This is a genomic window from Streptococcus oralis (assembly GCF_018448765.2).
In the GTDB taxonomy this organism is placed as follows: Bacteria; Bacillota; Bacilli; order Lactobacillales; family Streptococcaceae; genus Streptococcus; species Streptococcus oralis_BM.
On record NZ_JAHCMC020000001.1, the window covers coordinates 442,438 to 467,868 of the forward strand.

Sequence of the window (25,431 nt, forward strand, 5' to 3'; positions counted from 1 at the left end):
GAGTTTTTTTGTGTTTAAATACTTTTTCCTGGTAATAGGGTGACTGGTAAGAAGTAACCAGTTGTCGCGACTTCCTTACCTTCAATCTTCTGCAAGAGGAGATCAACAGTGAGTTGGGCAATCTCTTTCATAGGTTGCTTAATCGTTGTCAAATGAGGATAGTAGTTCTCGATAAAGTAGGTCCCATCATAGCCGATGACCTTGAGCTCTTCAGGAACAGAAATTCCCAGCTCCTGAGCGATTTTGATCACCAGAATAGCTGTCAAATCATCCGAAGCAAAAATCGCGTCTGGTTTCTGATGGGTCAAGATATTCTTGATTTCCATTTCTTTTCTGACGGGAGAAAAGTCACTCGAAACATTGATAATAGGTGCTTTCGGGAGAACAGAGGCAAAGCCAGCATGGCGCAGTCCAGTCGGTGAGTTCGAGTTGTCATTTCCTGTAATCATGATGATAGACTGAGCACCTGTCTTAACCAGAGTTTGGGCTGCGAGGATCCCGCCACCGTAGTTATCAGAGGAGACGACAGGGATGTCTGGTGATAGGTTTCGGTCAAAGGAAATGATCGGTGCCGTCACACGATTGTAGTCTTCAATTCCCAAGTTGTGACTTCCAGAAATGATACCGTCTACCTGATTGGCCTCCAGCATTTCAATATACTCCCGTTCCTTCTCAGAGTCGTGCTCGCTGTTACAGATGATGGTCTTGTAGCCATTTTTGAAGAGTTGGTGTTCCAACTTGTCAATCAACTCCGCATAAAAGACATGACTGATGTTTGGAAAAATGAGTCCAATCAACTTGGCAGATTTCCCTTGGAGACTTCGAGCCAGATTGTTGGGCTTGTAGCCTAGCTCTCGCATGGCTTCATTAACCTTTTGAATGGTTTTCTCAGATAGATAACCCTTTTTATTGATGACCCGTGAGACGGTAGTAGGGCTGACGCCTGCAAGTTTTGCGACATCAGTTAGTTTTGCGACCATAATTTAATTCATAGTAAGTTCCAGTTGGGTTTCCAGACTTGATGAGGATCCCATTTTGGTCCGTATGTGGGAAGACACGACCAGAAAATACTTTTTCTCCTTTATTGATGAAAATTTCAAAGACAGAGTTATCGATGAAAATTGTAGCAGTAGTAGCCTGATTATCGATAGGGCAAGAACGAGTCGTCCCAAATTCTTGGGCATACTGTTCTCCAGCCTGACTACGATCCACTGTCACCTGTCCATTGACAAGGTCAAAGTTGATTGAAAGTCCCTTGCCTTCTTTATCAGCAAGTAAGACAATCTCGCTCTGACTATTGGCTTCTAAGTTTAGTTCGATTTCGTAGGTGTTGTTGGTTTGAGTACGATTTGAGAAGACCTCTTCAGAAGAACGAAGTTCTTTGATAGCTGCGATAGGGTATTGGTAGAGTTTCCCATCTTTGATGGTCAGTTCCTTAACCAGTGAGAGGGCACCTTGATAATCAAATCGATCAGATGGGTAGGCTACATCTGGTAAACCAAGCCAACTTACTGCTAGTGCACGTCCGTCAGGAGCGTTGAAGGCTTGAGTTGCATAGGCCTCGAAACCATAGTCTAGATTATGAAGTTGAGACACATCTACCATTTTAGCATTTTCAGGATCAAAGGAAGCCCCGATTTTGTACATATTTGGAAAGATATTATCGTAGTCTAGAACTTTTTTATCCAATCCTTGTGGACAGTAGAGAAGGACAGGTTGCTCGCCTACAAAGACTAGATTTGGACATTCCATCATGTAGGCAGTGCGGTCATTAGCAAAGTTAAGGTCACCAACTGCTTGCCAGTTTGTGTAGTCGTTGTCAACAGCCTTGTAGAGACGGACGAAGCCTTTTTTCTCCAAATCCTGTCCACCGACGATAGCATAGTATTGCCCTTTGAAGTTAAAAATTTGCGGGTCGCGGAAGTGGTCAGTAGAGTCTGATGGCTGGTCAATCAAGATTTTGTCAATCTTTGTAATCTTGCCATCCTTATCCATCAAAGCACCAATCTGGTATGGGTGACGAATCCAGTTTTCATCACGGACATTTCCAGTATAAAATAGGAACAAGTTATCGCCAAACTGCATGGCAGAACCAGAGTAGGCACCGTGACTATCCAATGGAGTATCTGGCAAAACTTTGACTCCAGTTTCTGTGAAGTGCACTAAATCATCACTTTCTAGCTGTGTCCAAGATTTTAAACCGTGTGCTGCACCAAAAGGAAAATTCTGGTAAAAGAGGACCCACTTGCCATCAAAGTAAGAAAAGCCATTTGGGTCGTTGAGAAGTCCTGTTTTTGGCTCAACATGGTAATGAGTATGCCAGGGAGATTGTGCCATCTTTTCCTTTATATGTTGAATTTCTTCTTGCGTCCAATCTCCATAGGGTCTATAACGACGCTCGGTTGTCCATTCCATTTTATCTTTCCTCCATAAGTTCTATTCTATTATTAATAGTAAACGTTTTCGGCAAAAAAAGCAAGTCTTTTATGTTAAAAAAAAGAAAAATATGTCAAACGATTACCAGAAATCAAACAAAGGGAATCTGGTAAATTTTCACGAAAAAATGAAAGAAAATGTAAATAAAAGCCTTGATTCCTCAAATATAAAGATATTTTTTTGAGGAAAAAGAAAATATCCCTCAAAAATGAGCAAGAATAATCAGAGAATAAAGAAAGGAAATAAAAAAATCTGCAAAACGCTTGACATATTTTAGAAACATGATAAAATAATAGTCGTAGGGCGAATAAAATCGCTTTCAAACAAGAACAAAGTTTTTATAAGGAGATTTTTGCAAATGAACAATCAGGATATTGCAAAAAAAGTCATCGAAGCCCTTGGCGGACGTGAAAATGTCAACAGTGTTGCCCACTGTGCGACTCGTCTACGTGTCATGGTCAAAGATGAAGGGAAAATCAATAAGGAAGTGATTGAGAACTTGGATAAAGTTCAAGGAGCTTTCTTTAACTCAGGTCAATACCAAATCATCTTTGGTACAGGTACAGTAAACAAGATGTACGACGAAGTGGTTGCACTTGGTTTGCCAACATCTTCTAAAGAAGACATGAAAGCTGAAGCTGCTAAACAAGGAAACTGGTTCCAACGTGCTATCCGTACTTTCGGTGATGTCTTCGTGCCAATCATCCCAGTTATCGTAGCAACTGGTCTCTTCATGGGTCTTCGTGGTCTCATGAACGCTCTTGGAATGACGCTTCCAGAAGATGTTACCATTTACAGCCAAATCCTCACAGATACAGCCTTCATCATCTTGCCAGGTTTGGTTGTATGGTCAACCTTCCGCGTATTCGGTGGAAATCCAGCCGTTGGTATTGTCCTCGGTATGATGCTGGTTTCTGGTTCGCTTCCAAATGCCTGGGCTGTAGCATCAGGTGGTGAAGTAACAGCTATGAACTTCTTTGGCTTCATTCCTGTTGTTGGTTTGCAAGGTTCTGTTCTTCCAGCCTTCATCATTGGGGTGGTCGGAGCCAAGTTTGAAAAAGCTCTCCGCAAGGTGGTTCCAGATGTCTTGGATCTCTTGGTAACACCGTTCGTGACACTTTTGGTCATGTCTATCCTTGGACTCTTTGTCATCGGACCAGTCTTCCACGTTGTTGAAAACTACATCCTTCTCGGAACAAAGGCAATTCTTGGCTTGCCGTTTGGTCTTGGTGGTTTGGTCATCGGTGGGGTTCACCAATTGATCGTCGTATCAGGTGTACACCACATCTTCAACTTGCTTGAAGTGCAGTTGCTTGCTGCGGACCATGCGAACCCATTCAACGCTATCATCACTGCAGCGATGACAGCTCAAGGGGCTGCAACTGTTGCCGTTGGTGTTAAAACGAAGAATCCTAAACTGAAAACACTTGCTTTCCCAGCTGCTCTTTCTGCCTTCCTCGGTATTACAGAGCCTGCTATCTTCGGGGTGAACTTGCGCTTCCGTAAACCATTCTTCCTTTCATTGATCGCTGGTGCTATCGGTGGTGGATTGGCTTCTATCCTTGGACTCGCTGGTACTGGTAATGGTATCACCATCATCCCTGGTACAATGTTGTACGTTGGTAACGGTCAATTGTTCCAATACATTCTTATGGTAGCTGTATCATTCGTTCTTGGTTTTGCCCTTACTTACATGTTTGGTTACGAGGACGAAAAAGAAGTTGCTTCTGAAGTGGCGACAGAACGTTTGGTTCAAGAAGAAACAACTGGTAACATTCCAGTAACTCCTCAAAATGAAACAATCCAAACTCCAATCGTTGGGGACGTAGTTGCCCTTGAGAATGTTAACGACCCAGTCTTTTCAAGTGGTGCAATGGGACAAGGGATCGCTGTAAAACCAAGCCAAGGTGTGGTTTACGCACCAGCTGATGCAGAAGTATCGATTGCCTTTGCTACAGGACATGCTTACGGTTTGAAGACAGCAAACGGAGCTGAAATCTTGATCCACGTTGGTATCGATACGGTGACTATGAACGGTGAAGGCTTTGAACAAAAAGTTGCTCAAGGCGACAAGGTCAAAGCTGGTGACGTTCTCGGAACCTTTGACTCAAACAAAATCGCTGCTGCAGGTCTTGACGACACAACAATGGTTATCGTAACCAACACAGCAGACTACGCTTCTGTGACACCAGTCGCAAGCGGTTCAGTTGTCAAGGGTGACGCTATCATCGAAGTGAAAGCCTAGTCCTCTTTAAAAATCAGATCTAAAAACAAAACGAACAAATATCATGTTTGTTCGTTTTTACTTGGATGGTAAGATTTACAGAGGAAAATCTAAAATATTGAGAAATCTAGCCCTTTAAAATGTGCTATAATAGAGAAAACAAAGATAAGAGGTTTATCATGACAAAATTATATGGAAGCTTAGAAGCGGGCGGTACAAAGTTTGTCTGTGCTGTCGGAGATGAAAATTTTAACGTTGTAGAAAAAACACAGTTTCCTACGACAACTCCAATCGAGACTATCGATAAAACCATCGAATTCTTTTCAAAATTCGATAATCTTGCAGGTCTTGCCATCGGTTCCTTCGGTCCTATCGATATCGATAAAAACTCAAAAACCTATGGCTTTATCACAACGACTCCAAAACCTCACTGGGCAAATGTAGACCTACTTGGTGCCCTTCGTCGCGCCCTCAACGTACCCATGTATTTCACAACTGACGTAAATAGCTCTGCCTATGGTGAAGTGGTTGCTCGTAACAATGCTGGTGGCCGTATCGAAAACTTGGTTTACTACACGATTGGTACAGGTATCGGTGCAGGTGTTATCCAACGTGGCGAGTTTATCGGCGGTGTCGGTCACCCTGAGATGGGACACTATTATGTAGCTAAACACCCAATGGATGTAGAAAAAGAATTTAACGGCGTTTGTCCTTTCCACAAGGGCTGTTTGGAAGGCTTTGCGGCCGGTCCAAGTCTTGAAGCTCGTACAGGTATTCGTGGTGAAAACATCGAACTCAACAGTTCTGTCTGGGATGTTCAAGCCTACTATATCGCTCAGGCTGCGGTCAATGCTACTGTGACTTTCCGTCCAGATGTGATTGTCTTTGGTGGTGGAGTCATGGCCCAACAACACATGCTGGACCGTGTACGTGAGAAATTCACTGCTCTCCTCAACGGCTACCTACCAGTACCAGATGTGCGTGACTACATTGTCACTCCAGCAGTCGCAGGCAATGGTTCTGCCACACTTGGGAACTTTGTTCTCGCTAAGAGTGTCGCAAAATAAAACAAACAAAACATCCACTTGGGAAACCAAACGGATATTTTGTTTGAAGACAATTTTTTTTGAGCCTTTCCTTAAGTGATTACGGACGGTAGCGACTTTCTTCAAAATTCCATATCGAAACTTTGAGCCTAATGTCTCAAAGTTTCCCTACACCTGAAACCATTAGATTTCAGGTGTTTTTATCACGGCGGAAAGGCTAGGTAAGTCCTCGATTCACTATCGAAAAATAGGCATGATTTCCATACCAAAGTATATTTAGTATCAGGCTATAGTCTATCTATGATCTAAAAATCCGCTTGGGAAACCAAACGGATTTTTCTATTCTCAAAACATCTGCCAGAAGAAATCAATAATATAGGTCAAACCATAAGTATAGACTACTAGGGTAAAGGGCTTGGTCAAAATGATGATAATCATATAGCGCTTGAAGGTCATCTTGGTAAGGGCAGCCAGCATGCAGAGAAAGTCAGCTGGACTGACAGGCCAGATCATCATAAAGATAAAGAAACGCTCGAAACGATTGCCCTTATCTAGCCAACCGATGTACTTGTCATAGGTGCGCTTGCTGACGACCGACTGGACAAAGGCAGCCCCGTAGAGACGCACGAGGTAAAAGATAATGGCACAGCCAATCACGATGCCGATATAGTTATAGATGGTTCCAATGATATGGCCGTAAATAAAGACCCCAGCCACTGAGGTCAAAGCTCCCGGAATGATCGGAACGACGGTTTGTAGAATCTGTAAAAAGATAAAGAGTGGCGGCCCCCAAACCCCAGCTTGCTGGATAAAGGCCGATAGGGTTTCCTTGGACTGTAACACTCCCGCCTGATAGGCCCAAATACAGAAAATCAAGGTGCCGACTCCCCCGACGATAGATGAAATATTGATGACTTGCTGTAGAAGGGGAGAAACAGCTTTCATTTGCTTATCCTGTGACATGTAAACTCCTCATAGATAGTATGATTCTACTATACCATATTTTGCAAAAGAAGGGGGGAATGACTGTGTTTTTCTTAGAGAATATGTGATAGGTTTTTGACCTTAAATATGTTATACTAAGACTAGTATATAATTTGAGAATATCATAATATGAATATCTTAACCGAAGCTTAAGAAAGGTTTTTTGATGGCAAAGAAAAAAGATTTTTCTGAATTAACGAGGGTACAAATCCCAGCAGCTCTACACCTTATGAGACTGGGCTATACCTATCTTCCCCGTAATGGGAAGGAGATTGCAGAACGAGATCCAGATACCAATATCCTCGTATCTGTTTTTAAGGAGCAATTTTTAAAATTTAACAACTACCTGACAGAGGAAGACTTTGAGAGAGAACTGGTCAATATCAAGTTGGAACTAGATCAAAATGACTTGGGACGTTCCTTCTTTAGACGCCTGCAAGGTCAGGAAGATACCGTTTATATTGACTGGGAGAACTCTGAAGCCAATACTTTTCATCTAGCCCTTGAAGTCACTTGTAAAAATGGCCAGGATGAATTCCGTCCTGACATTGTTGTATTTATCAATGGTCTGCCTCTTTCTTATATCGAAGTGAAACAGCCGAATGCTATTCGAGATGGGAAAACAGGAATTCAGTCGGAACAAGACAGAACTAGACAACGTTTTGAAAATCGCAAGTTCCGCCGCTTTAACAATATCACCCAGTTGATAGCTCTGTCTGACAACTTGCCCTATATCAGTGGACAAGGTCAACAAAAACAGGGCTCTTACCACGGTTCAAATGCCTATTCAAAAACCAAGTTTAATGCTTTCAAGGAAGAAAGAGAAGAAGATTTCCTTCATTCCTTAGCAACCTCAACAGAGGGTCAAATCGACTTCGTTTTAGATGACATGAACCACTTTGCCCTCAAGTCCCAGCCAGAATTTACAACAAATTTAAACCCTGACACACCTTGCAATGCCTTTCTGTCCTCCTTGTATCAGAAAGGACGCCTGCTCTTTATGCTTCGTTTTGGACTAGTCTATGTAGAGGAAGAGAGCAAGAATGGTCAGATGCAACTGCAGAAGCACGTCATGCGCTACCCTCAGTATTTTGCGACACGTGCCATCGAAGATACGATTGCAAAAGGTGTTAAGAAGGGTGTTATCTGGCATACACAAGGTTCAGGGAAGACAGCCTTGGCTTTCTTCAATATTCGCTATCTGACCAATTATTTCTCAAAACAGGGAATTGTCCCTCAGTTTTACTTTGTCGTGGATCGTTTGGATCTCGCAGATCAAGCCTTTAAAGAATTTACCAAACGAGGGCTCAAGGTTAAGCGTATCAACAGCCCTCAAGAGCTCAATCAAAAACAAGATGGTTATGATGTCGCTGTGGTCAATATCCAGAAGTTCAAGGATAATTCAGACTTGACTGACCGCTCTGGTTATGACCTCAATCGTCAAAATATCTACTTTATCGATGAAGCCCATCGCTCTTATAATGAACGTGGTTCCTACCTACCAAATCTCTATCAGGCTGACACCAATGCAATCAAGATTGCTTTGACTGGGACTCCATTGATCACCTATAAGAAAGATGGCAAGACCAAGGAAAATCATGCGACCACACGTGATATTTTTGGGGACTATATCCACAAATACTACTACAACCAGTCTATCGATGATGGCTTTACCCTACGTTTGATGCGAGAAGATATCGAGACTTCTTATAAAGACAATCTCAGATCCATCAATGAAGAGATCCAACGTGGAGGCTTGTCCAAGGAGGATATCTTTGCTCACCCTCGTTATGTAGAATCTATGTTAGACTTTATCATCGAGGACTTTAATCGTGCACGTAATGTAATTTTTGATGATCAGACGATTGGTGGCATGATCGTCTGTGACTCGTCAAAGCAGGCGCGTGAGCTTGAAAAGCAATTGGAAAAACGTCGTAAAGCTGGAACAATCAACTTGACGTCTGCATTGATTCTCCATGATGAGGGAGATAAGGAAGAGAAGAAAGACAAGGTAGATGCCTACAAGGAAGGAAAGATTGACCTGATCATCGTCTACTCTATGCTCCTGACAGGTTTTGATGCACCTCGTCTCAAGCGCCTCTACCTAGGGCGTAAAATCAAGGCTCATAACCTTTTACAGACTCTAACCCGTGTCAATCGTCCTTACAAGGACTATCTCTTTGGCTATGTCATCGACTTCGCGGATATTTCTAAGGAGTTTGACAGGACCAATCGTGCCTATCTGGAAGAACTCAATCAAGAGTATGATACAGCCTTGACAGGGGAAAATGGAGAGGATGTTTTTGGCTCGCTCTTTGTCCCTGCAGACGAGATTTCTCATGAATTAAGCAAGACTGAGCTAATCTTGCTTGACTATCCAACAGATAATCTGGAATACTTTTCCCAAGCTATCAATGATATCAAGGATAGAAAGCAGTTAATCGATCTACGAAAAGCTTTGGAGTCTATCAAGCAGTATTACAATATTGCTCGTCTCCTTGGTTACCATCAATTGATCGAGCAGATTGACATTGCTCAGGTCGCAACCTTGCTCAATATCCTCTCTAGACGGATGCTGACACTGTCCTTGATTGATAAACCAGCTGACTTTTCTAGTCAAACGCTCTTAAATTTAGCGATGTCTGAGACCAGTTTTAGTTTTGTCAAGATTGCAGAGGAAGAACTTCGTCTAGCAGCCAATGACCTGGAGGATTGGAGACGTCGGGTAGCTGGTAAGATTAAAAAACAGCGTGATGAAAAGGATCCTGAGTGGGTTTCTCTCTACGAAGAATTCCAACGCATCATGCAAAAACATTTTATCTATGGTCAAGAAGGCTATACGATGGAAAATATCAAGGAAACACAAAAAGACTATGAAGAACTCTTTAAGTCAGTGGAGGATTATTATACTCGTATGAGACGATTGACCATGAACTTTAACGGAGACGAAATGGCTGCTCGTTCATACAAGCATGTGACCAACTCTACTACGGTCAGTGAATTTCCAGCTATTTACCATGTTATCAAAGGTTCTAAGGTTAAATTAGACCATAGAATCGGTCAAAACCAAGGGGTTCTAGATAATGAGGAATATCTAAAGCGAATGATTCGCGAGCAAGCCCGAAAAGAAATGAAGAAAAACCAGTCAGCTAGCAATATGGCCAAACAAGATTTTGATAGATTGGTTGAATCGCTATTTGAAGGATATGAAGAGGAATACCAACACTAATGAATGAAACATACAAGGTCCAAGTCCAAGACTTGGTAGATGATTTAAAAGCCGTCTTTACCCACGCAGGACTGGGAGGAGAAGCGGGTGAGTACAAACTCCTCACCCAGTCTTTCCTCTACAAATTTTTAAATGATAAGTTTTTATATCAAGCACAGGTACTAGATGCAGGGAACACCTATGAAAACTTGTTGACCATGAGTGAGGAAGACTATGACTGGCTCTTAGAGGATATCGGTACCAGCACAGCTTGGCTCAAGCCAGACCAGTTGATCGAAACCCTTCACCGTCAGCAAAATGAAGCGACTTTCTACGAGACTTTTGAAAATACCCTCAACCAAATCGCCATCGACAATAATGATATTTTCTCTGTTCATACGGATGGAGATACAGCTATTCGTCTCTTTGACGAGCGTTTGATTACTGATACCATCTCAGATAGCAGTAAGCGTAACGAAGTGGCAAAAGCCATTATCAATCTTCTTACTCGAGTCAAGTTTGATGAGACCATTTTTTCACAAGGTTTCGACTTTTTCTCTACCCTCTTTGAGTACATGATTAAGGACTACAACAAAGACGGTGGAGGAAAGTATGCCGAGTACTACACGCCTCACTCTGTGGCTAAGATTATCGCTGATATCCTTGTGGGAAATGACCAACCATCAAACGTGCGGATCTATGACCCGTCAGCTGGTTCTGGAACCTTGCTTATGAATTTGGCTAGTCGTATCGGTGTGGATAAGACCACTGTCTATAGTCAGGATATCTCGCAAAAATCGTCTAATCTCCTCCGTCTCAACCTGATTTTGAATGGACTGCAACATTCCATCCATAATATCGTACAGGGAAATACCATCATCGCCAACCGTCATCCTGAAAAAATGGACTATATCGTTTCCAACCCTCCTTTTAAGCTGGACTTTTCAGAGTGGCGTGACCAAGTAGAGACCTTGCCAGAAGCCAGTGAGCGTTTCTTTGCAGGAGTGCCAAAGGTTCCAGCCAAGTCCAAGGACAAGATGGCGATTTACGAGCTCTTTGTTCAGCATATCATCTACTCCTTGAAGCCAGATGGTCAAGCAGCTGTTGTCCTGCCGACAGGATTTATCACTGCCCAGTCAGGGATTGATAAGGCTATCCGTCAACATTTGGTGGACAATCAAATGCTGGCGGGTGTCGTTTCCATGCCGTCTAATATCTTTGCGACGACAGGTACCAACGTCTCTATCCTCTTTATCGATAAGAAAAACAAGGGCGATGTCGTCCTCATCGATGCCTCAAACCTCGGAACCAAGGTCAAGGAAGGCAAGAATCAAAAGACTGTGCTATCTCCTGAGGAAGAGCAGAAGATCGTCGAGACCTTTATCAAGAAAGAAGCCATCGAGGACTTTTCTGTCACTGTCTCTTATGAGGACATCAAGGAGAAAAATTACTCTCTCAGCGCTGGTCAATACTTTGACATCAAGATCGACTATGTGGATATCACAGCAGAAGAGTTTGAAGTCAAGATGACTGCCTTTCAAGATAAACTCTCAGACCTTTTCCAGCAATCGCATGCATTGGAGCAGGAGATTGAAGAGCAGATGAAGGGGTTGAAGTATGAGTAAGTGGAGAAAAAAACAACTACAAGAAATTGCTTTTTTAAGACCAACGGAAACTCTAAAAAAAGGGGATATTGCTCCCAACATACCGATGGCAAACATTAAAGAATTTCAGAGAGATGTTGTAAAAATTGATTATAGTGAATTTAGAGGTGGAACTAAGTTTAGAAATGGTGATACCCTTTTAGCAAAAATTACTCCATGTTTAGAAAATGGGAAAACAGCATTCGTCAATTGTCTTCAAGAGGATGAAATAGGCTTTGGATCTACGGAATTTATTGTTTTAAGAGCTAAAGAAAATATTGACGAGCGGTTTTTGTACTATCTATCAATTAGCCCGGAGTTCAGAAAACAAGCGATTAGCCTGATGGAAGGAACTTCAGGTCGAAAAAGAGTAAATGAAAATGCTTTAAAAATCTCAGATTTTTTAATTCCAGATTTTGAAGAACAAAGAAAAATTGCAAATATTCTCTCAGCAATTGATGATAAAATCCAAATCAACAACCAAATCAACCAAGAGTTGGAAGCCATGGCTAAAACCCTCTATGACTACTGGTTTGTCCAGTTTGATTTCCCAGACCAGAATGGCAAACCCTACAAATCATCCGGCGGCAAGATGGTCTATCACCCAGAACTCAAACGCGAAATCCCTGAGGGGTGGGGAGTGGAGAGTGTTGGTAACTTATTAGATAAAGTTACTAAAGCCGAAAAGATTGAAAATAATTTGATTGAATTTATAGGAGAAATACCTGTTATCGATCAGAGTCAAAAATATATTGCAGGTTTTACGAATAATGAAAATGGCTTAATCCAACCTCAAAAAGGACATGTAATATTTGGGGATCACACTAGGGTAGTAAAATATATAAATTTTGATTATGCCAGAGGAGCTGATGGCACTCAAGTCTTAATTTCAAAGAATGAGCATATTTCAAATGTATTGCTTTATCACATGATTGAAGATTTTGATTTGTCAAATTATGGATATGCCAGACATTTCAAATTTCTAAAAGAGAAAATTGTTATAGTTCCTGATAAAGAAGTATCGTCAAAATTTGAGACACAGGCAAATGTTATTTATGAAAAAATTAAGAACAATATTTTTGAAAACCAAGAACTTACCAGACTTCGCGATTGGCTCTTGCCAATGCTGATGAATGGACAGGTGAAGGTGGAGTAGAGGAATCTCCTTTTTAAAAATAAAACAAACTTTTTTAAAAAATATAATAAAAAAAGTCATATAAAATGACTTTTTTTGGTATAATAGATTAAAATGGAGAAATAAGGAGCTGAAATCTATGGTGAAGTTAAAGAGTATTGTTATAGAAAACATAAAAAACGTTCAATATGGAGTGATAGATTTTCAGAATAAATCAGATTTTATCAATGTTACGGGTATTTACGGCCAGAATGGATCTGGGAAAACTGCAGTTGTAGATGTATTTGAAGTATTGGCTTCTTTAATGAGAGGTGAGACTATCCCACAGCATAAAAAGGGTATCTTTAATGCTATAGACCAAGTGGGTGAAAATAACATTACGCTAGAATTAGAAGTTCCAGAACGTTATAATATTTGGTATAAAGTAAAGTTTGCTGCAAGTGAGCCTACAGGTAGTCAAGATATAATAGTAATAAAAGAAGAGATTGGCTATAGACCTTTAGAAAGTGGTGCTAGATATCGTTATCTAATGAGATATGAGTATGAGGGAAGTAATTTTGATTCTGTGAAACCTCAACACACAGGGACTTTAAAATCTCAAAGAAGCATTATGGGGAAAGATGCGATTAGTGTGTTAACAAAAACTATTACTGATGACAATCGTTCCTTTCTTTTTTCAAATGAATTACGTTCTTTCATTACTGCATCAGGAAAGCAAGAACTCTCTACTCTTATTGAAATATATGGAGTAATGGAGGAATTCTGTCAAAATTTAAGGATATTTAATCAGGAACTATCTAGTATGACAGGCGGTGAAGTCACTCCAGTGACAATCAACTATCATAACCGTGAATCTCATCTTAGCTTTCAAGGAATTATTCCAATGTCTCTTCAAAATGGTGGATTTTCTATACCTGAAGAACTTTATCCAGTTTACGATGGGACAATTACTTATTTGAATGAAATTATTCCTATTATTATACCTGACTTGACACTTGAAATGGAAACTGGTGAAACAGAGACCCATCCAGATGGACAAAAATATAAAAAAGTCAATTTCATTTCTAATCGTGCAGGTAAGAGATTTTCTTTAAAACATGAATCAGAAGGTATACGTAAGATTATTAGTATGCTTGGATTCTTGGTAGAGGTCTATAATAAAGAAAATATTATAGCCATTATAGACGAATTGGATGCAGGAGTATTTGAATATCTGCTTGGAGAACTAATTGAAATTTTTTCTGAAAGCGCTAAGGGACAACTCATTTTTACCTCTCATAATTTGCGTGTTTTAGAGAAGCTTCCTTCTTATAAAGTTGTGTTTTCAACAACTTCTCCTACAAATCGTTATATTAGACTTACAGGGATAAAACCAAGTAATAATTTGAGAGATACCTATTTGCGAGCTATTCAAGTTGGAGGTCAGGCGGAAGAACTGTACCAAGGAGTATCTAATAGTAAAATCAAACGTGCTTTGAGAAAGGCAGGTATGAAACTTGGCAAATAAAAGTAGAAAGGTTATCCTAATATTCGTAGAGGGTGAATCTGATGAAACAGTAGTAGGTTTTGTGACAGACTCATTAGTAAAAAAATTGAATCAGTTACATATTACACTAAAAGTAATATATGGGGATGTTTTTTCTGATAGAAGATACTCTCTTTCGTCTGGTCCTAAAATTGCAAGTGATAAAATTTCTGAAGCTTTGGACAAAGAAAAATTGAAAGCAAAAGATTTACTTTTTGCTGCTTTTGTCACAGACACGGATGGGATATTTATAAATCCGACGTCTCTAGCTATTGATAGTTCTATTGAACCAAAAGATTCATTTCAATATGATTTAGAAGCGCAAAGATTATTATTTTCGACTCGAGAAAAGAAAGATGAGATAGTAAAAACTAGACAAAGAAAGTCTAGAAAAATTGCTAAGTTGATAAAAGAAAGTGAGACACTCACAATCAATCGAATACCAGTTTCTTGTTATGTATATTATAATTCTGTTAATTTAGAGCATGTGTTATTTGAAAAATTATTACCAGATCATGAAAAGCAGGAAGCTGCTGATGATTTTATTGACCAGTATGACGAAAAAGGTGATGAGGGATTAGATGAGATTCTAGCATTTTTCAAAAGTAGATGCCCAGCAGACGACTATGAAGAAAGCTGGGAATTTATAAAACAACATGAAATGACGAAAGGATATTCCAATTTGGCTATATTATTTGACAGGATTCAATCCTACAAGGATAAAAAATTGGAGAGTGATTTATAAGACTGATACTCTTAGAGTTATTTCTAGTCAGCAAGAAATCGAAATCCTAAAAATAGAGGAGATCAGCAATCACTATGAGTAATAAAATTGTTGAATACAAAGACCTGATTGCTTTTCATCCAGGTCAGTATGTTGGAGAGTTGATTGAAGATTATAACGTAACGCAAAAAGAATTTGCGGATCGTTTAGGAGTTTCCATGCAAACCTGGCTCAATCTTCAAAATGCTTTCGATGTAAAAATGGCAGAGTTCTTAGAGTAATCATGGTATAATGTCAATTATGAATAATAACAACCAACGTGCCCTTTGTCAGCAACTCTGGGCGGAAAATAAATACCTTGTTTTGAGCCATTCCAGCAATATTTACAAGAACATTCGCCAGTATCTCAAGCAAGAAGTGGTGGAGCTGAGTCAGGTTCAAGAGATGATTGAACGTGCCTGCCAGATTCCAGAACACAGAGGTCAGGTTTGCAATGCCTTTCAGCATATTTGGGGCTATTTCAAAAAGAAAGCGACAGATGCCGAGCGTAAGGACTATATTCTCTTGCTGGATCGCTACCGCTTTGGTCAAGCTTCTAAGGAAGATGTGATTGATAAGACTAGAGGTTTGCTTGAACGCTATCCCAATACCTACTTGCAACATTCGACTTTACTGAAAGGAGAGCCCCATGAGACTTTGGCATGAGGCTTTGATTTCACAACTTCCCCGTCCTCAACTTTTGGGGCAACATCGAGAGTGCTGCGCCCTTCGTGGTAATGGTTGGGGCAGAAAGCATGCGACGGTGAACTATGTCTTTACCCACTCGCCCTATCGTCTCTATGCCTATCATCGCTTGATCATGGAGGAGATGGCTAACCGTGGCTACAATGTCAGTCCAGAGTGGTTGGACAAGAACTACCGTGGTAAGACTTGCTCTTCTTATCAAGACTTAGCAGAGGAGAAGCTAGGTAAGCCCATCTATAGTGAACATGATGCAGGATATTATGAGGAGTGTCTGGCTAATCTTCGTGAGAAAGGGATTGAGCTGAAGTGAGAGTCAGGATTGGCTCCACATTATAACTCTTCTCGTAATTTTTTCGAATAATAAAAATGAGACCTTTAGAATGATTCTAGGGTCTTCTTTTTATGGGTATTAGAATTTACTTTTAATAACTTTTGAGTTATAATCTAATTAGAAAGAGGCTACTTGGTGCATACGATTTACTTCTATAAGGACAAAAATGGAAATGAGCCAGTCTTAGATTATATGAGAGAATTGGCTAGAAAGAAGAGTAAGGATAGTCGCATCAAACTCAATAAACTAAACGACTATATCGAGTTGCTTAGTCAGCATGGGACTAGAACTGGTGAACCCTATATCAAACATTTGGAAGATGAGATTTGGGAACTAAGACCTCTTAAAGATAGGATTTTATTTGTAGCGTGGCTTGATGGGAGTTTTGTTCTTTTACATCATTTTATCAAAAAGACTCAAAAGACTCAAAAGACTCCTAGAAGAGAAACTGAAAAAGCCAAGCGTGAACTGAAGGACATAAAAGAAAGAGGGTTAAGTGATGAAGAATAGTGCTATTGGGAGTAACTGGAAAGATGTCCGATCTGAACTCTTCACCAAGGAGGAAATCCTTGAAAGTGATATGCGAGTGGCTATTATGAGTGAGTTGATTGAGGCTAGGCATGAGAAAGGTATCAGTCAGAAAAAGCTAGAGGAACTCAGTGGAGTAAGTCAGCCCGTCATAGCTAGGATGGAAACAGGAAAGACTAGTACTCAGTTGGATACGGTTTTGAAAGTTTTAGCCAGTTTAGGTAAGACACTAGCAGTCGTCCCGCTTGAACAGGAAAAAGGTTGATAGGGATGAAATAACTTGGTTTGCTAAAATCATCCACTGGATAATTTTACCTCCCGTCCGCACTTTTCCAGGGAAACATCAAAAATACCAAAGGAAAGTCAACCTATAGTCTTTTCTAATAACAAGCCATAGGCACTTATAAGAATTATTAATAGCTTGTTTGAGAATTTCAACTAAAAGACGATATAAAGCAAGCTATACAAAGGATTTGAGGCACTGTTCTTAAGTCCTTTTCTTTTGTCTAAAAGAGAGATATAGTTTCAAACTATATCAAAGCCTAATTATTTACAATTATACAGACCCTTTCTTTTCTGTTAAGATAGTTTCAACAACAAATTTTGGAGGACACATCATGTCAACTACAATCATCGGTTTCCCTCGTTTGGGCGAATTCCGCGAATTAAAATTTACAACTGAAAAATACTTTAGAAAAGAAATCTCAGAAAAAGAACTCTTGGCTGCGGCTAAAGAATTGCGTGCTAAACACTGGAACATTGTCAAAGAAAAAGGCATCACTGAAATTCCATCAAATGACTTTTCTCACTATGACAACTTCCTAGATGCAGCTTTCCTCTTCAACGTGGTTCCTGCTTCTGTCCAAAACTTAGACTTGTCTGAGCTTGAGCGCTACTTTGCTTTGGCACGTGGTTACCAAGGGGAAAAAGGGGATGTTCGTGCCCTTCCGATGAAGAAATGGTTCAACACCAACTACCACTACATCGTTCCTAAATTTGAAAAAGACACTCAAGTTAAACTTGCTGGTCACAAGATCTTTGATGAGTTCCAAGAAGCAAAAGAACTTGGATTGAACACTCGTCCTGTTCTTGTAGGACCATTCACTTTCCTTCAATTGTCAGACTTTGAAGACGGCGTGAAAGCAGAAGACTTCGTAGACAGCTTAGTGGCTGCTTACCAAGAAGTTTTTGCAAAATTGGCTGAACTTGGTGCGACTCGCATCCAATTGGACGAAGCTGCTCTTGTTAAAGATTTGACAGCTGAAGAAAAAGCTCTTTTCTTGAACCTCTACAACAAACTCTTGGCTGACAAGAAAGATCTTGAAGTCTTGCTTCAAACTTACTTCGGAGATGTCCGTGACGTTTACGCTGACCTTGTGAAATTGCCAGTAGATGCCATCGGTCTTGACTTCGTCGAAGGTAAGAAAACTCTTGAACTCGTTAAAGGTGGTTTCCCAGCTGATAAGACACTCTATGCAGGGATTGTCAATGGTAAGAACATCTGGCGCAACAACTACGAAAAGAGCTTGGCTGTTCTTGAGCAACTCCCAGCTGAAAACATTGTTTTGACAAGCTCATGCTCACTTCTTCATGTGCCATTTACAACTGCTAACGAAGAATTTGAGCCAGCTATCTTGAACCACTTTGCCTTTGCAGTTGAAAAATTGGAAGAACTTCGTGACTTGGATGCTATCCGCAATGGTCAAGGTGAACAAGCTCTTGCAGCTAACAAAGAACTCTTTGCGACTGAACGTGTGGGTGAAAATGCAGAACTTCGTGCACGCATCGCTGGATTGACAGACGCTGACTACACTCGTTTGCCAGCCTTTGCAGAACGTGAAGCTATCCAAGAAGAAGCTTTCAAACTTCCAGCTCTTCCAACAACAACTATCGGTTCATTCCCTCAAACTAAGGAAGTCCGTGCCAAACGTTTGGCTTACCGTAAAGGTGAATTGTCACAAGAAGAATACGACGCTTTTCTTGCTGAAACTATTGACGAATGGATCAAATGGCAAGAAGAAGTTGGATTTGACGTGCTGGTGCACGGTGAGTTCGAGCGTAACGACATGGTTGAGTACTTCGGTCAAAACTTGTCAGGTTACCTCTTCTCTAAGAATGGTTGGGTACAATCATACGGTATGCGTGGGGTGAAACCACCAATCATTTGGGGTGATGTCACTCGTCTCAACCCAATCACTGTTAAATGGTCTAGCTACGCACAAAGCCGTACAGACAAGCCTGTCAAAGGTATGTTGACTGGACCTGTTACTATCCTTAACTGGTCATTCCCACGTGAAGACATCTCGATCAAGGATTCTACTCTTCAAATCGCTCTTGCCATCAAGGATGAAGTTCTTGACCTTGAAGCTGCTGGCGTGAAGATTATCCAAATCGACGAAGCTGCTCTTCGTGAGAAATTGCCACTTCGTCGTAGCGACTGGTACGAAGACTACCTTGACTGGGCAATTCCAGCCTTCCGCTTGGTACACTCTACAGTTGCGCCAGATACTCAAATCCACACTCACATGTGTTACTCAGAATTTACAGATATCATCTCAGCTATCGACAACATGGATGCGGACGTTATTTCTTTTGAAGCAAGCCGTTCGAACCTTGAAATCTTGGACGAACTCAAAGCGAAAAACTTCCAAACAGAAGTGGGACCTGGGGTTTACGATATCCACTCACCTCGTGTGCCAAACGAAGGCGAAATTGACCACACAATCGATGCTATTCTTGCTAGAGTGCCAAGCAAGAAAGTTTGGATTAACCCTGACTGTGGTTTGAAAACACGTGGTATTCCAGAAACAAAAGAAAGCTTGATCCGCCTTGTTGAAGCAGCTAAAGCTGCGCGTGAGAAATTGTAAGATAGGATTTCTCTATTGACACTGACTGTTCAAGGAACTGCTTGGCCCAAGCCGGCTCAGCAATCATGAAATCAAAAAGAAAAGGATAATGACTATGTCACGCCAAACGCCGTCACTTTCATTTGAAGTGTTCCCTCCAAACCCAGCAGTGGGTAATGATAAAATTATTTCTGCTCTTCAGGATATGCGGGAGCTGACACCGCACTTTATCAGTGTGACCGCCAGCAATAATAAATTTAATATCAAGGAAACAACGGTTCGTTTGGCTGACTTTATCCAGAATGACTTGGCGATTCCAACTATTGCCCACTTGCCAGCTATCTATCTGACCAAGGAAAAGGTTGCTGAAACCATTGCGGACTTGGATAAGGTTGGGGTACAGAAAATCTTGGCCTTGCGTGGGGATATTATCCCTGATGTGGAACCACAAAAGGATTTCCGCTACGCAACGGACTTAATCGAGTTTATCAAGGAACAAGCTCCTCACTTTGATATTGTTGGCGCTTGCTATCCAGAAGGGCACCCTGACTCGCCAAACCAAATCTCAGATATTCAAAATCTCAAGAAGAAAGTGGACGCAGGCTGTTCAAGCCTTGTAACGCAACTTTTCTTTGACAATGAGCGCTTCTACGATTTCCAAGATAAGTGTACCTTGGCAGGGATTGATGTTCCCATTCATGCGGGGATCATGCCCATTCTTAACCGTAACCAAGCGCTTCGTCTGTTAAAGACTTGTGAGAATATCCATCTTCCACGCAAATTTAAAGCCATCTTAGACAAGTATGAGCATGACCCTGAGTCGCTCAGAGCAGCAGGACTTGCCTATGCAGTGGATCAAATCGTGGACTTGGTAACCCAGGATGTCGCAGGTGTGCATCTTTACACCATGAACAATGCTGAAACAGCAAAATACATCCACCAAGCAACCCATGCCTTGTTTAATCATCAGTCTTTAGGATAATAAAAAGCAAACCATTCTTCTCAGGTGAGAGGAATGGTTCCTTTTTAATAGAAAAGCCCGTACTTTTTAAGAAAAATATGATAAAATAGACTCTGTACGTACTTGATACAAAGATGAGGGTATAAAATAATACAATGCATTCAAACTGCAAGGTATAGCGACACGAGCGAGTCAAATCGATAATATGACGAGAGAGTTAGCAAAGCATTTAGTTAATCGTCTGATAGCGATTAGCGTGAAAGGATTAGATGCTTTAGCATCAAACCGTTCTAATGATTTATATCTTGATAATTGAACATGCCTACAGCTCTGTGGAAAAAGATAAATCTGCCTAGGAGCAGTCGCTCCGTCGTTCGATTTCCTATTTTCCTTTGAGTTGCTTAACGGCTTAGTATCTTGATAATTGAACCTGGCCGAAAAGCTGTGTAAAAAAGATAAACTGTCTTGTCTTCATCGAAGACTTCGTCAGTTTCCTATTTTTACTTTGCTTTTGACGTCCTTGGTATCTTGATCTTTGTAGGCAAGGCGTATAATTTCATCAATCCAAAGGGGATTAAAATGACAAAACAAGTGTTTCAAACGACTTTTGCGGGTCGTGAGTTGATCGTAGAGACTGGTCAGGTTGCTAAGCAAGCAAATGGCGCTGTTGTCGTCCGTTACGGTGAGTCAACTGTCTTGACTGCGGCCGTTATGTCTAAGAAGATGGCAACTGGGGATTTCTTCCCACTTCAAGTCAACTACGAAGAAAAAATGTATGCGGCTGGGAAGTTTCCTGGTGGCTTTATGAAACGTGAAGGACGTCCTTCAACAGATGCGACCTTGACAGCGCGTTTGATTGACCGTCCAATCCGCCCTATGTTTGCGGAAGGTTTCCGTAATGAAGTGCAAGTCATCAATACGGTTCTTTCTTATGATGAAAATGCATCTGCACCAATGGCTGCTATGTTTGGTTCATCCTTGGCGCTTTCTATCTCAGACATTCCTTTTGACGGACCAATCGCTGGGGTACAAGTGGGTTATGTTGATGGCCAAATCATCATCAACCCTACTCAAGAACAGGCAGAGCCATCTCTTCTTGAATTGACAGTAGCTGGTACCAAACACGCTATCAACATGGTTGAGTCTGGTGCTAAAGAATTATCAGAAGAAATCATGTTGGAAGCTCTTCTTAAAGGCCACGAAGCAGTCAAAGAATTGATTGCCTTCCAAGAAGAAATCGTTGCTGCGGTTGGTAAGGAAAAAGCAGAAGTGGAATTGCTTCATGTAGATGCTGAATTGCAAGCTGAAATCGTCGCAGCCTACAACAGCGACCTCCAAAAAGCGGTTCAAGTGGAAGAAAAATTGGCTCGTGAAGCTGCAACTCAAGCAGTTAAAGACCAAGTAACAGCAGTTTACGAAGAAAAATATGCAGACCATGAAGAATTTGAACGCATCATGCGTGATGTGGCTGAAATCTTGGAACAAATGGAACATGCTGAAGTGCGCCGTTTGATTACAGAAGACAAGGTGCGTCCTGATGGGCGTAAGGTCGATGAGATCCGTCCTTTAGATGCGCAGGTTGACTATCTTCCTCGTGTGCACGGTTCTGGTCTTTTCACTCGTGGACAAACGCAAGCCCTCTCAGTCTTGACCTTGGCTCCGATGGGAGAAACTCAAATCATCGATGGTTTGGATCCAGAGTACAAGAAACGCTTTATGCACCACTATAACTTCCCGCAATACTCAGTAGGGGAAACAGGTCGTTACGGTGCGCCTGGTCGTCGTGAAATTGGTCACGGTGCTCTTGGTGAGCGTGCTCTTGCTCAGGTCTTGCCAAGTTTGGAAGAATTTCCATACGCGATTCGCTTGGTAGCTGAAGTCTTAGAATCAAACGGTTCATCTTCTCAAGCTTCTATCTGTGCGGGAACTCTTGCCCTTATGGCTGGTGGTGTGCCAATCAAGGCGCCAGTAGCTGGTATTGCCATGGGTCTCATCTCCGACGGAAATAACTACACAGTATTGACAGATATCCAAGGATTGGAAGACCACTTTGGAGACATGGACTTCAAGGTTGCCGGTACTCGTGACGGGATTACAGCCCTTCAAATGGATATCAAGATTCAAGGGATTACTGCAGAAATCTTGACTGAGGCCCTTGCTCAAGCCAAGAAAGCGCGTTTTGAAATCCTTGATGTGATTGAAGCAACCATCCCAGAAGTGCGTCCAGAATTGGCTCCAACTGCTCCGAAAATTGATACCATCAAGATTGATGTAGACAAGATCAAGATTGTCATCGGTAAGGGTGGAGAAACCATTGACAAGATTATCGCTGAAACAGGCGTTAAAATCGATATTGACGAAGAAGGTAATGTGTCCATCTACTCTAGCGACCAAGATGCCATTAACCGTACCAAAGAAATCATTGCTGGTTTGGTTCGTGAAGCCAAAGTGGATGAAGTTTACCATGCTAAGGTTGTTCGTATCGAGAAATTTGGTGCCTTTGTCAACCTCTTTGATAAGACAGATGCACTTGTGCACATTTCTGAAATGGCTTGGACTCGTACCAACCGTGTCGAGGACTTGGTAGCTATCGGTGATGAAGTCGATGTTAAGGTTATCAAGATTGATGAAAAAGGCCGTATCGATGCCTCTATGAAAGCTCTTCTTCCTCGTCCGCCAAAACCTGAGCATGATGAAAAAGGCGAAAAGTCTGAGCGACCTCACCGTCCACGTCATCACAAGGACCACAAACCTAAGAAAGAATTTACAGAAACACCAAAAGATTCAGAATAAGAAAAGGAGAAATGTATGGGATGGTGGCGCGAAACCATTGATATTGTAAAAGAAAATGATCCAGCGGCCCGCAACAGTTTAGAAGTCTTGCTGACCTATCCAGGTGTTAAGGCCTTAGCTGCCCACCGTCTCTCGCATTTTCTATGGAAGCATGACTTCAAACTCCTGGCTCGTATGCACAGCCAGTTTTGGCGTTTTTGGACGCAGATTGAGATTCATCCAGGTGCCCAGATTGACTCAGGTGTTTTTATCGACCATGGTTCAGGCCTGGTGATTGGAGAGACAGCGATTGTTGAAAAAGGTGTTCTTCTCTATCACGGAGTGACTCTTGGAGGGACTGGTAAGGATGTTGGCAAACGCCATCCGACTGTGCGTAAAGGAGCTCTCATATCAGCCCATGCCCAAGTCATCGGACCGGTAGAAATCGGCGAAAATGCCAAAGTCGGTGCTGCTGCAGTAGTAGTGGCAGACGTACCTAGTGATGTGACAGTTGTCGGTATTCCGGCCAAGATTGTCCGTGTTCATGGTGAGAAAGACGAGCCAACCATTCACGAAGTCGAAGAAAAACGGGAGTACTATGTCAATAAACTAGAGCAGGCTAGAGAAGCCAGCCACAGATCGTCGGGGTTGTAGAGGATACCTATATGATTCAAGCAAGAAACAAGTTAAGCCAAGAGGAGTTATCTGAGGCGAAAAAACTCATTAACTGTTGCCAAGCCTATGACGGTACCTATCGTGATCCCTATCTTTCTAACATGCTTAATTTTGACCCAAACATGCCCGCCTTTTTCCTTTATTATGAAAAAGGCGAACTTGTTGGTTTATTAACTGTCTATGCAGATGACCAAGATGTGGAAGTGACGATACTGGTTCATCCAGATCATCGCCGTCAGGGGATTGCGCGTGCATTGTTTACTAGTTTTGAGAAAGAAACGGCTTCTTTCTCTATTCGTTCAGTAACTTTTCAGACAGAGAGTGTTTTTTTAGATCGCCATCCTGATTTTGTTAGCAACTGGGAATTGGTCGAGGATGAAGAGACAGAAACTTGGTTAGGTAAGGATCGAAGACCTTATCCGTTAGCAAAGCTTTCCAATCTTGAAGTTTTGTTAGCAGATAGTTCGTATCAGGAGCAAATTAGTCAGTTAAAATTTCAGGCATTTTCAGAGGAACATGAATCTAGAGAAGTTGTGGATAGATATGTCGCTGAAGCTCTGAAAGATCCAGAAAGCTGCCTATATATTTTATTAAAAGACGGTCAGGTTATTGGAACTTGCACGGTTGATTTATCGAGTCATACGAATTACTTCTACGGTTTAGCAATATCGGAACCTGAACGTGGAAAAGGCTATGGAAGCTACTTAGCAAAATCCCTTGTTAACCAACTAATTGAGCAAAATGATAAGGAATTTCAGATTGCCGTGGAAGATAGCAACGTAGGTGCCAAGCGCTTGTATGAAAAAATTGGCTTTGTCAAACAGACACAGGTAGTTTATCTGAATGAGAAAGAGTAGAAAAATGCTATTAGAAGAATTCGAAAATGTACCTGCGGTTATCGAACCAACTGATCGAAGTATTTGTGGTGGTGGAGAAGTCTGTGACACGATTATTTTATCTTTTAATGGAGAAATCGTTGAACGAGTAAAGCAGTTTGAAGATGTTTATGAAGGTGGCTATCTAACCAATCTAAATGGTAGATTTCCATGGTATATCTATGAAAAAGATGGGAGTAAGGTAGCAGTTGCTATAGCTACGATTGGAGCCCCGGTGGTTGTTGGACTCTTAGAAGAACTCAAAGCAAGAGGATTTAAGAACTTTATTGTTTTGGGTTCTTGCGGAGTTCTAGATCAGTCTATTCAGGCAGATAAGATTATCCTACCAAGTTCAGCTCTACGTGATGAAGGTACAAGTTACCATTACGCTCCTCCAAGTGATGAGATAGCTTATGATGAAACTTTGCTCTTAACTATGGAAGAAGCTTTGAACAAATCTGGTATTGAGCACATTCGAACAAAGGCTTGGACCACAGATGCTTTCTATCGTGAAACAGCCGATAAGGTCAAACGTAGATTAGCAGCAGGTGCGACTGTTGTGGATATGGAAGCTTCTGCAATCATGGCTTGGACGCAATTTCGACAAGCAAAAGTCTATCAATTTTTTTATACGGCTGATTATGTTGACCATCACAATCATGAGTGGGATGCAAGACATGAAGAAAGAAAAGCAGATGCTATGACTTTCTTTGAGATAGCCTTAGTAATTGCTAGAGAGTTGGATTGAAATGACTCTTTACGATAAACAAGAAA

20 protein-coding genes and 1 pseudogene are annotated in these 25,431 nt (G+C 41.3%); 18 read left to right on the plus strand and 3 right to left on the minus strand.

Features of this window, described 5'->3' with window-relative positions; all coding sequences use genetic code 11:
- Positions 1-14 precede the first annotated feature (14 nt).
- Positions 15-980: a LacI family DNA-binding transcriptional regulator gene (locus tag KIH88_RS02100; RefSeq protein ID WP_213988302.1), complete on the minus strand. Its 966-nt coding sequence runs from the start codon at positions 978-980 to the stop codon at positions 15-17.
- Positions 961-2,415 (minus strand): sucrose-6-phosphate hydrolase, encoded by a 1,455-nt coding sequence (locus KIH88_RS02105; RefSeq protein ID WP_213988301.1) that lies wholly within the window; start codon positions 2,413-2,415, stop codon positions 961-963. Before KIH88_RS02105 ends, KIH88_RS02100 begins: the two co-directional genes overlap by 20 nt.
- 379 nt (positions 2,416-2,794) lie before the next feature.
- Here KIH88_RS02105 and KIH88_RS02110 point away from each other — a divergent pair, with 379 nt between their 5' ends.
- A complete protein-coding gene (locus KIH88_RS02110) occupies positions 2,795-4,681 on the plus strand; it encodes a sucrose-specific PTS transporter subunit IIBC (protein WP_213988300.1) in 1,887 nt (628 codons plus the stop codon).
- Between the two features lie 158 nt (positions 4,682-4,839).
- On the plus strand, positions 4,840-5,727 hold the full coding sequence (scrK, locus tag KIH88_RS02115) for a fructokinase ScrK (RefSeq protein WP_000164288.1): 888 nt from the start codon (positions 4,840-4,842) through the stop codon (positions 5,725-5,727).
- A gap of 324 nt (positions 5,728-6,051) precedes the next feature.
- On the opposite strand, the gene KIH88_RS02120 is transcribed toward scrK, so the two are convergent.
- Positions 6,052-6,669: a TVP38/TMEM64 family protein gene (locus KIH88_RS02120; protein ID WP_000076176.1), complete on the minus strand. Its 618-nt coding sequence runs from the start codon at positions 6,667-6,669 to the stop codon at positions 6,052-6,054.
- A gap of 187 nt (positions 6,670-6,856) precedes the next feature.
- Here KIH88_RS02120 and KIH88_RS02125 point away from each other — a divergent pair, with 187 nt between their 5' ends.
- From KIH88_RS02125 to KIH88_RS02200, 16 genes and pseudogenes are all read left to right on the plus strand, one after another.
- Positions 6,857-9,919, plus strand: coding sequence for a DEAD/DEAH box helicase family protein (locus tag KIH88_RS02125; RefSeq protein WP_213988299.1), 3,063 nt, complete (start codon positions 6,857-6,859; stop codon positions 9,917-9,919).
- Complete coding sequence (locus KIH88_RS02130; RefSeq protein ID WP_213988298.1) at positions 9,919-11,523, plus strand: HsdM family class I SAM-dependent methyltransferase; 1,605 nt, start codon at positions 9,919-9,921, stop codon at positions 11,521-11,523. Before KIH88_RS02125 ends, KIH88_RS02130 begins: the two co-directional genes overlap by 1 nt.
- Positions 11,516-12,697 carry a restriction endonuclease subunit S gene (locus tag KIH88_RS02135; RefSeq protein WP_213988297.1) on the plus strand — a complete coding sequence of 394 codons (1,182 nt, stop codon included), beginning with the start codon at positions 11,516-11,518 and terminating at the stop codon, positions 12,695-12,697. Before KIH88_RS02130 ends, KIH88_RS02135 begins: the two co-directional genes overlap by 8 nt.
- A 118-nt stretch (positions 12,698-12,815) precedes the next feature.
- The gene (locus tag KIH88_RS02140) at positions 12,816-14,183 is read left to right on the plus strand and encodes an AAA family ATPase (protein WP_213988296.1); all 1,368 of its coding nucleotides are present in this window, start codon (positions 12,816-12,818) and stop codon (positions 14,181-14,183) included.
- Entirely contained in the window at positions 14,173-14,946 is a 774-nt protein-coding gene (locus tag KIH88_RS02145) for a hypothetical protein (protein ID WP_225901044.1), read from the plus strand. The genes KIH88_RS02140 and KIH88_RS02145 overlap by 11 nt, the downstream gene beginning before the upstream one ends.
- Before the next feature lie 74 nt (positions 14,947-15,020).
- Positions 15,021-15,203, plus strand: a pseudogene (locus KIH88_RS02150) (HigA family addiction module antitoxin); the annotation flags it as partial.
- Between the two features lie 22 nt (positions 15,204-15,225).
- On the plus strand, positions 15,226-15,630 hold the full coding sequence (locus KIH88_RS02155; protein ID WP_213988402.1) for a YbgA family protein: 405 nt from the start codon (positions 15,226-15,228) through the stop codon (positions 15,628-15,630).
- Complete coding sequence (locus KIH88_RS02160) at positions 15,614-15,979, plus strand: TIGR02328 family protein (RefSeq protein WP_084852619.1); 366 nt, start codon at positions 15,614-15,616, stop codon at positions 15,977-15,979. The genes KIH88_RS02155 and KIH88_RS02160 overlap by 17 nt, the downstream gene beginning before the upstream one ends.
- 156 nt (positions 15,980-16,135) lie before the next feature.
- Positions 16,136-16,510 (plus strand): type II toxin-antitoxin system RelE/ParE family toxin, encoded by a 375-nt coding sequence (locus tag KIH88_RS02165; RefSeq protein WP_213988294.1) that lies wholly within the window; start codon positions 16,136-16,138, stop codon positions 16,508-16,510.
- Positions 16,500-16,793: a helix-turn-helix domain-containing protein gene (locus KIH88_RS02170; protein ID WP_213988293.1), complete on the plus strand. Its 294-nt coding sequence runs from the start codon at positions 16,500-16,502 to the stop codon at positions 16,791-16,793. Before KIH88_RS02165 ends, KIH88_RS02170 begins: the two co-directional genes overlap by 11 nt.
- A gap of 352 nt (positions 16,794-17,145) precedes the next feature.
- On the plus strand, positions 17,146-19,395 hold the full coding sequence (gene metE, locus KIH88_RS02175; RefSeq protein WP_213988292.1) for a 5-methyltetrahydropteroyltriglutamate--homocysteine S-methyltransferase: 2,250 nt from the start codon (positions 17,146-17,148) through the stop codon (positions 19,393-19,395).
- 94 nt (positions 19,396-19,489) lie between these two features.
- The gene (gene metF / locus KIH88_RS02180) at positions 19,490-20,356 is read left to right on the plus strand and encodes a methylenetetrahydrofolate reductase [NAD(P)H] (protein WP_025168823.1); all 867 of its coding nucleotides are present in this window, start codon (positions 19,490-19,492) and stop codon (positions 20,354-20,356) included.
- Between the two features lie 558 nt (positions 20,357-20,914).
- Complete coding sequence (pnp, locus tag KIH88_RS02185; RefSeq protein WP_033605986.1) at positions 20,915-23,128, plus strand: polyribonucleotide nucleotidyltransferase; 2,214 nt, start codon at positions 20,915-20,917, stop codon at positions 23,126-23,128.
- Between the two features lie 15 nt (positions 23,129-23,143).
- Complete coding sequence (gene cysE, locus KIH88_RS02190; protein ID WP_033605985.1) at positions 23,144-23,761, plus strand: serine O-acetyltransferase; 618 nt, start codon at positions 23,144-23,146, stop codon at positions 23,759-23,761.
- Positions 23,762-23,772: 11 nt separating this feature from the next.
- Positions 23,773-24,639 (plus strand): GNAT family N-acetyltransferase, encoded by an 867-nt coding sequence (locus KIH88_RS02195; protein ID WP_033605984.1) that lies wholly within the window; start codon positions 23,773-23,775, stop codon positions 24,637-24,639.
- 4 nt (positions 24,640-24,643) lie between these two features.
- Complete coding sequence (locus tag KIH88_RS02200) at positions 24,644-25,405, plus strand: nucleoside phosphorylase (protein WP_033605983.1); 762 nt, start codon at positions 24,644-24,646, stop codon at positions 25,403-25,405.
- Positions 25,406-25,431 lie beyond the last annotated feature (26 nt).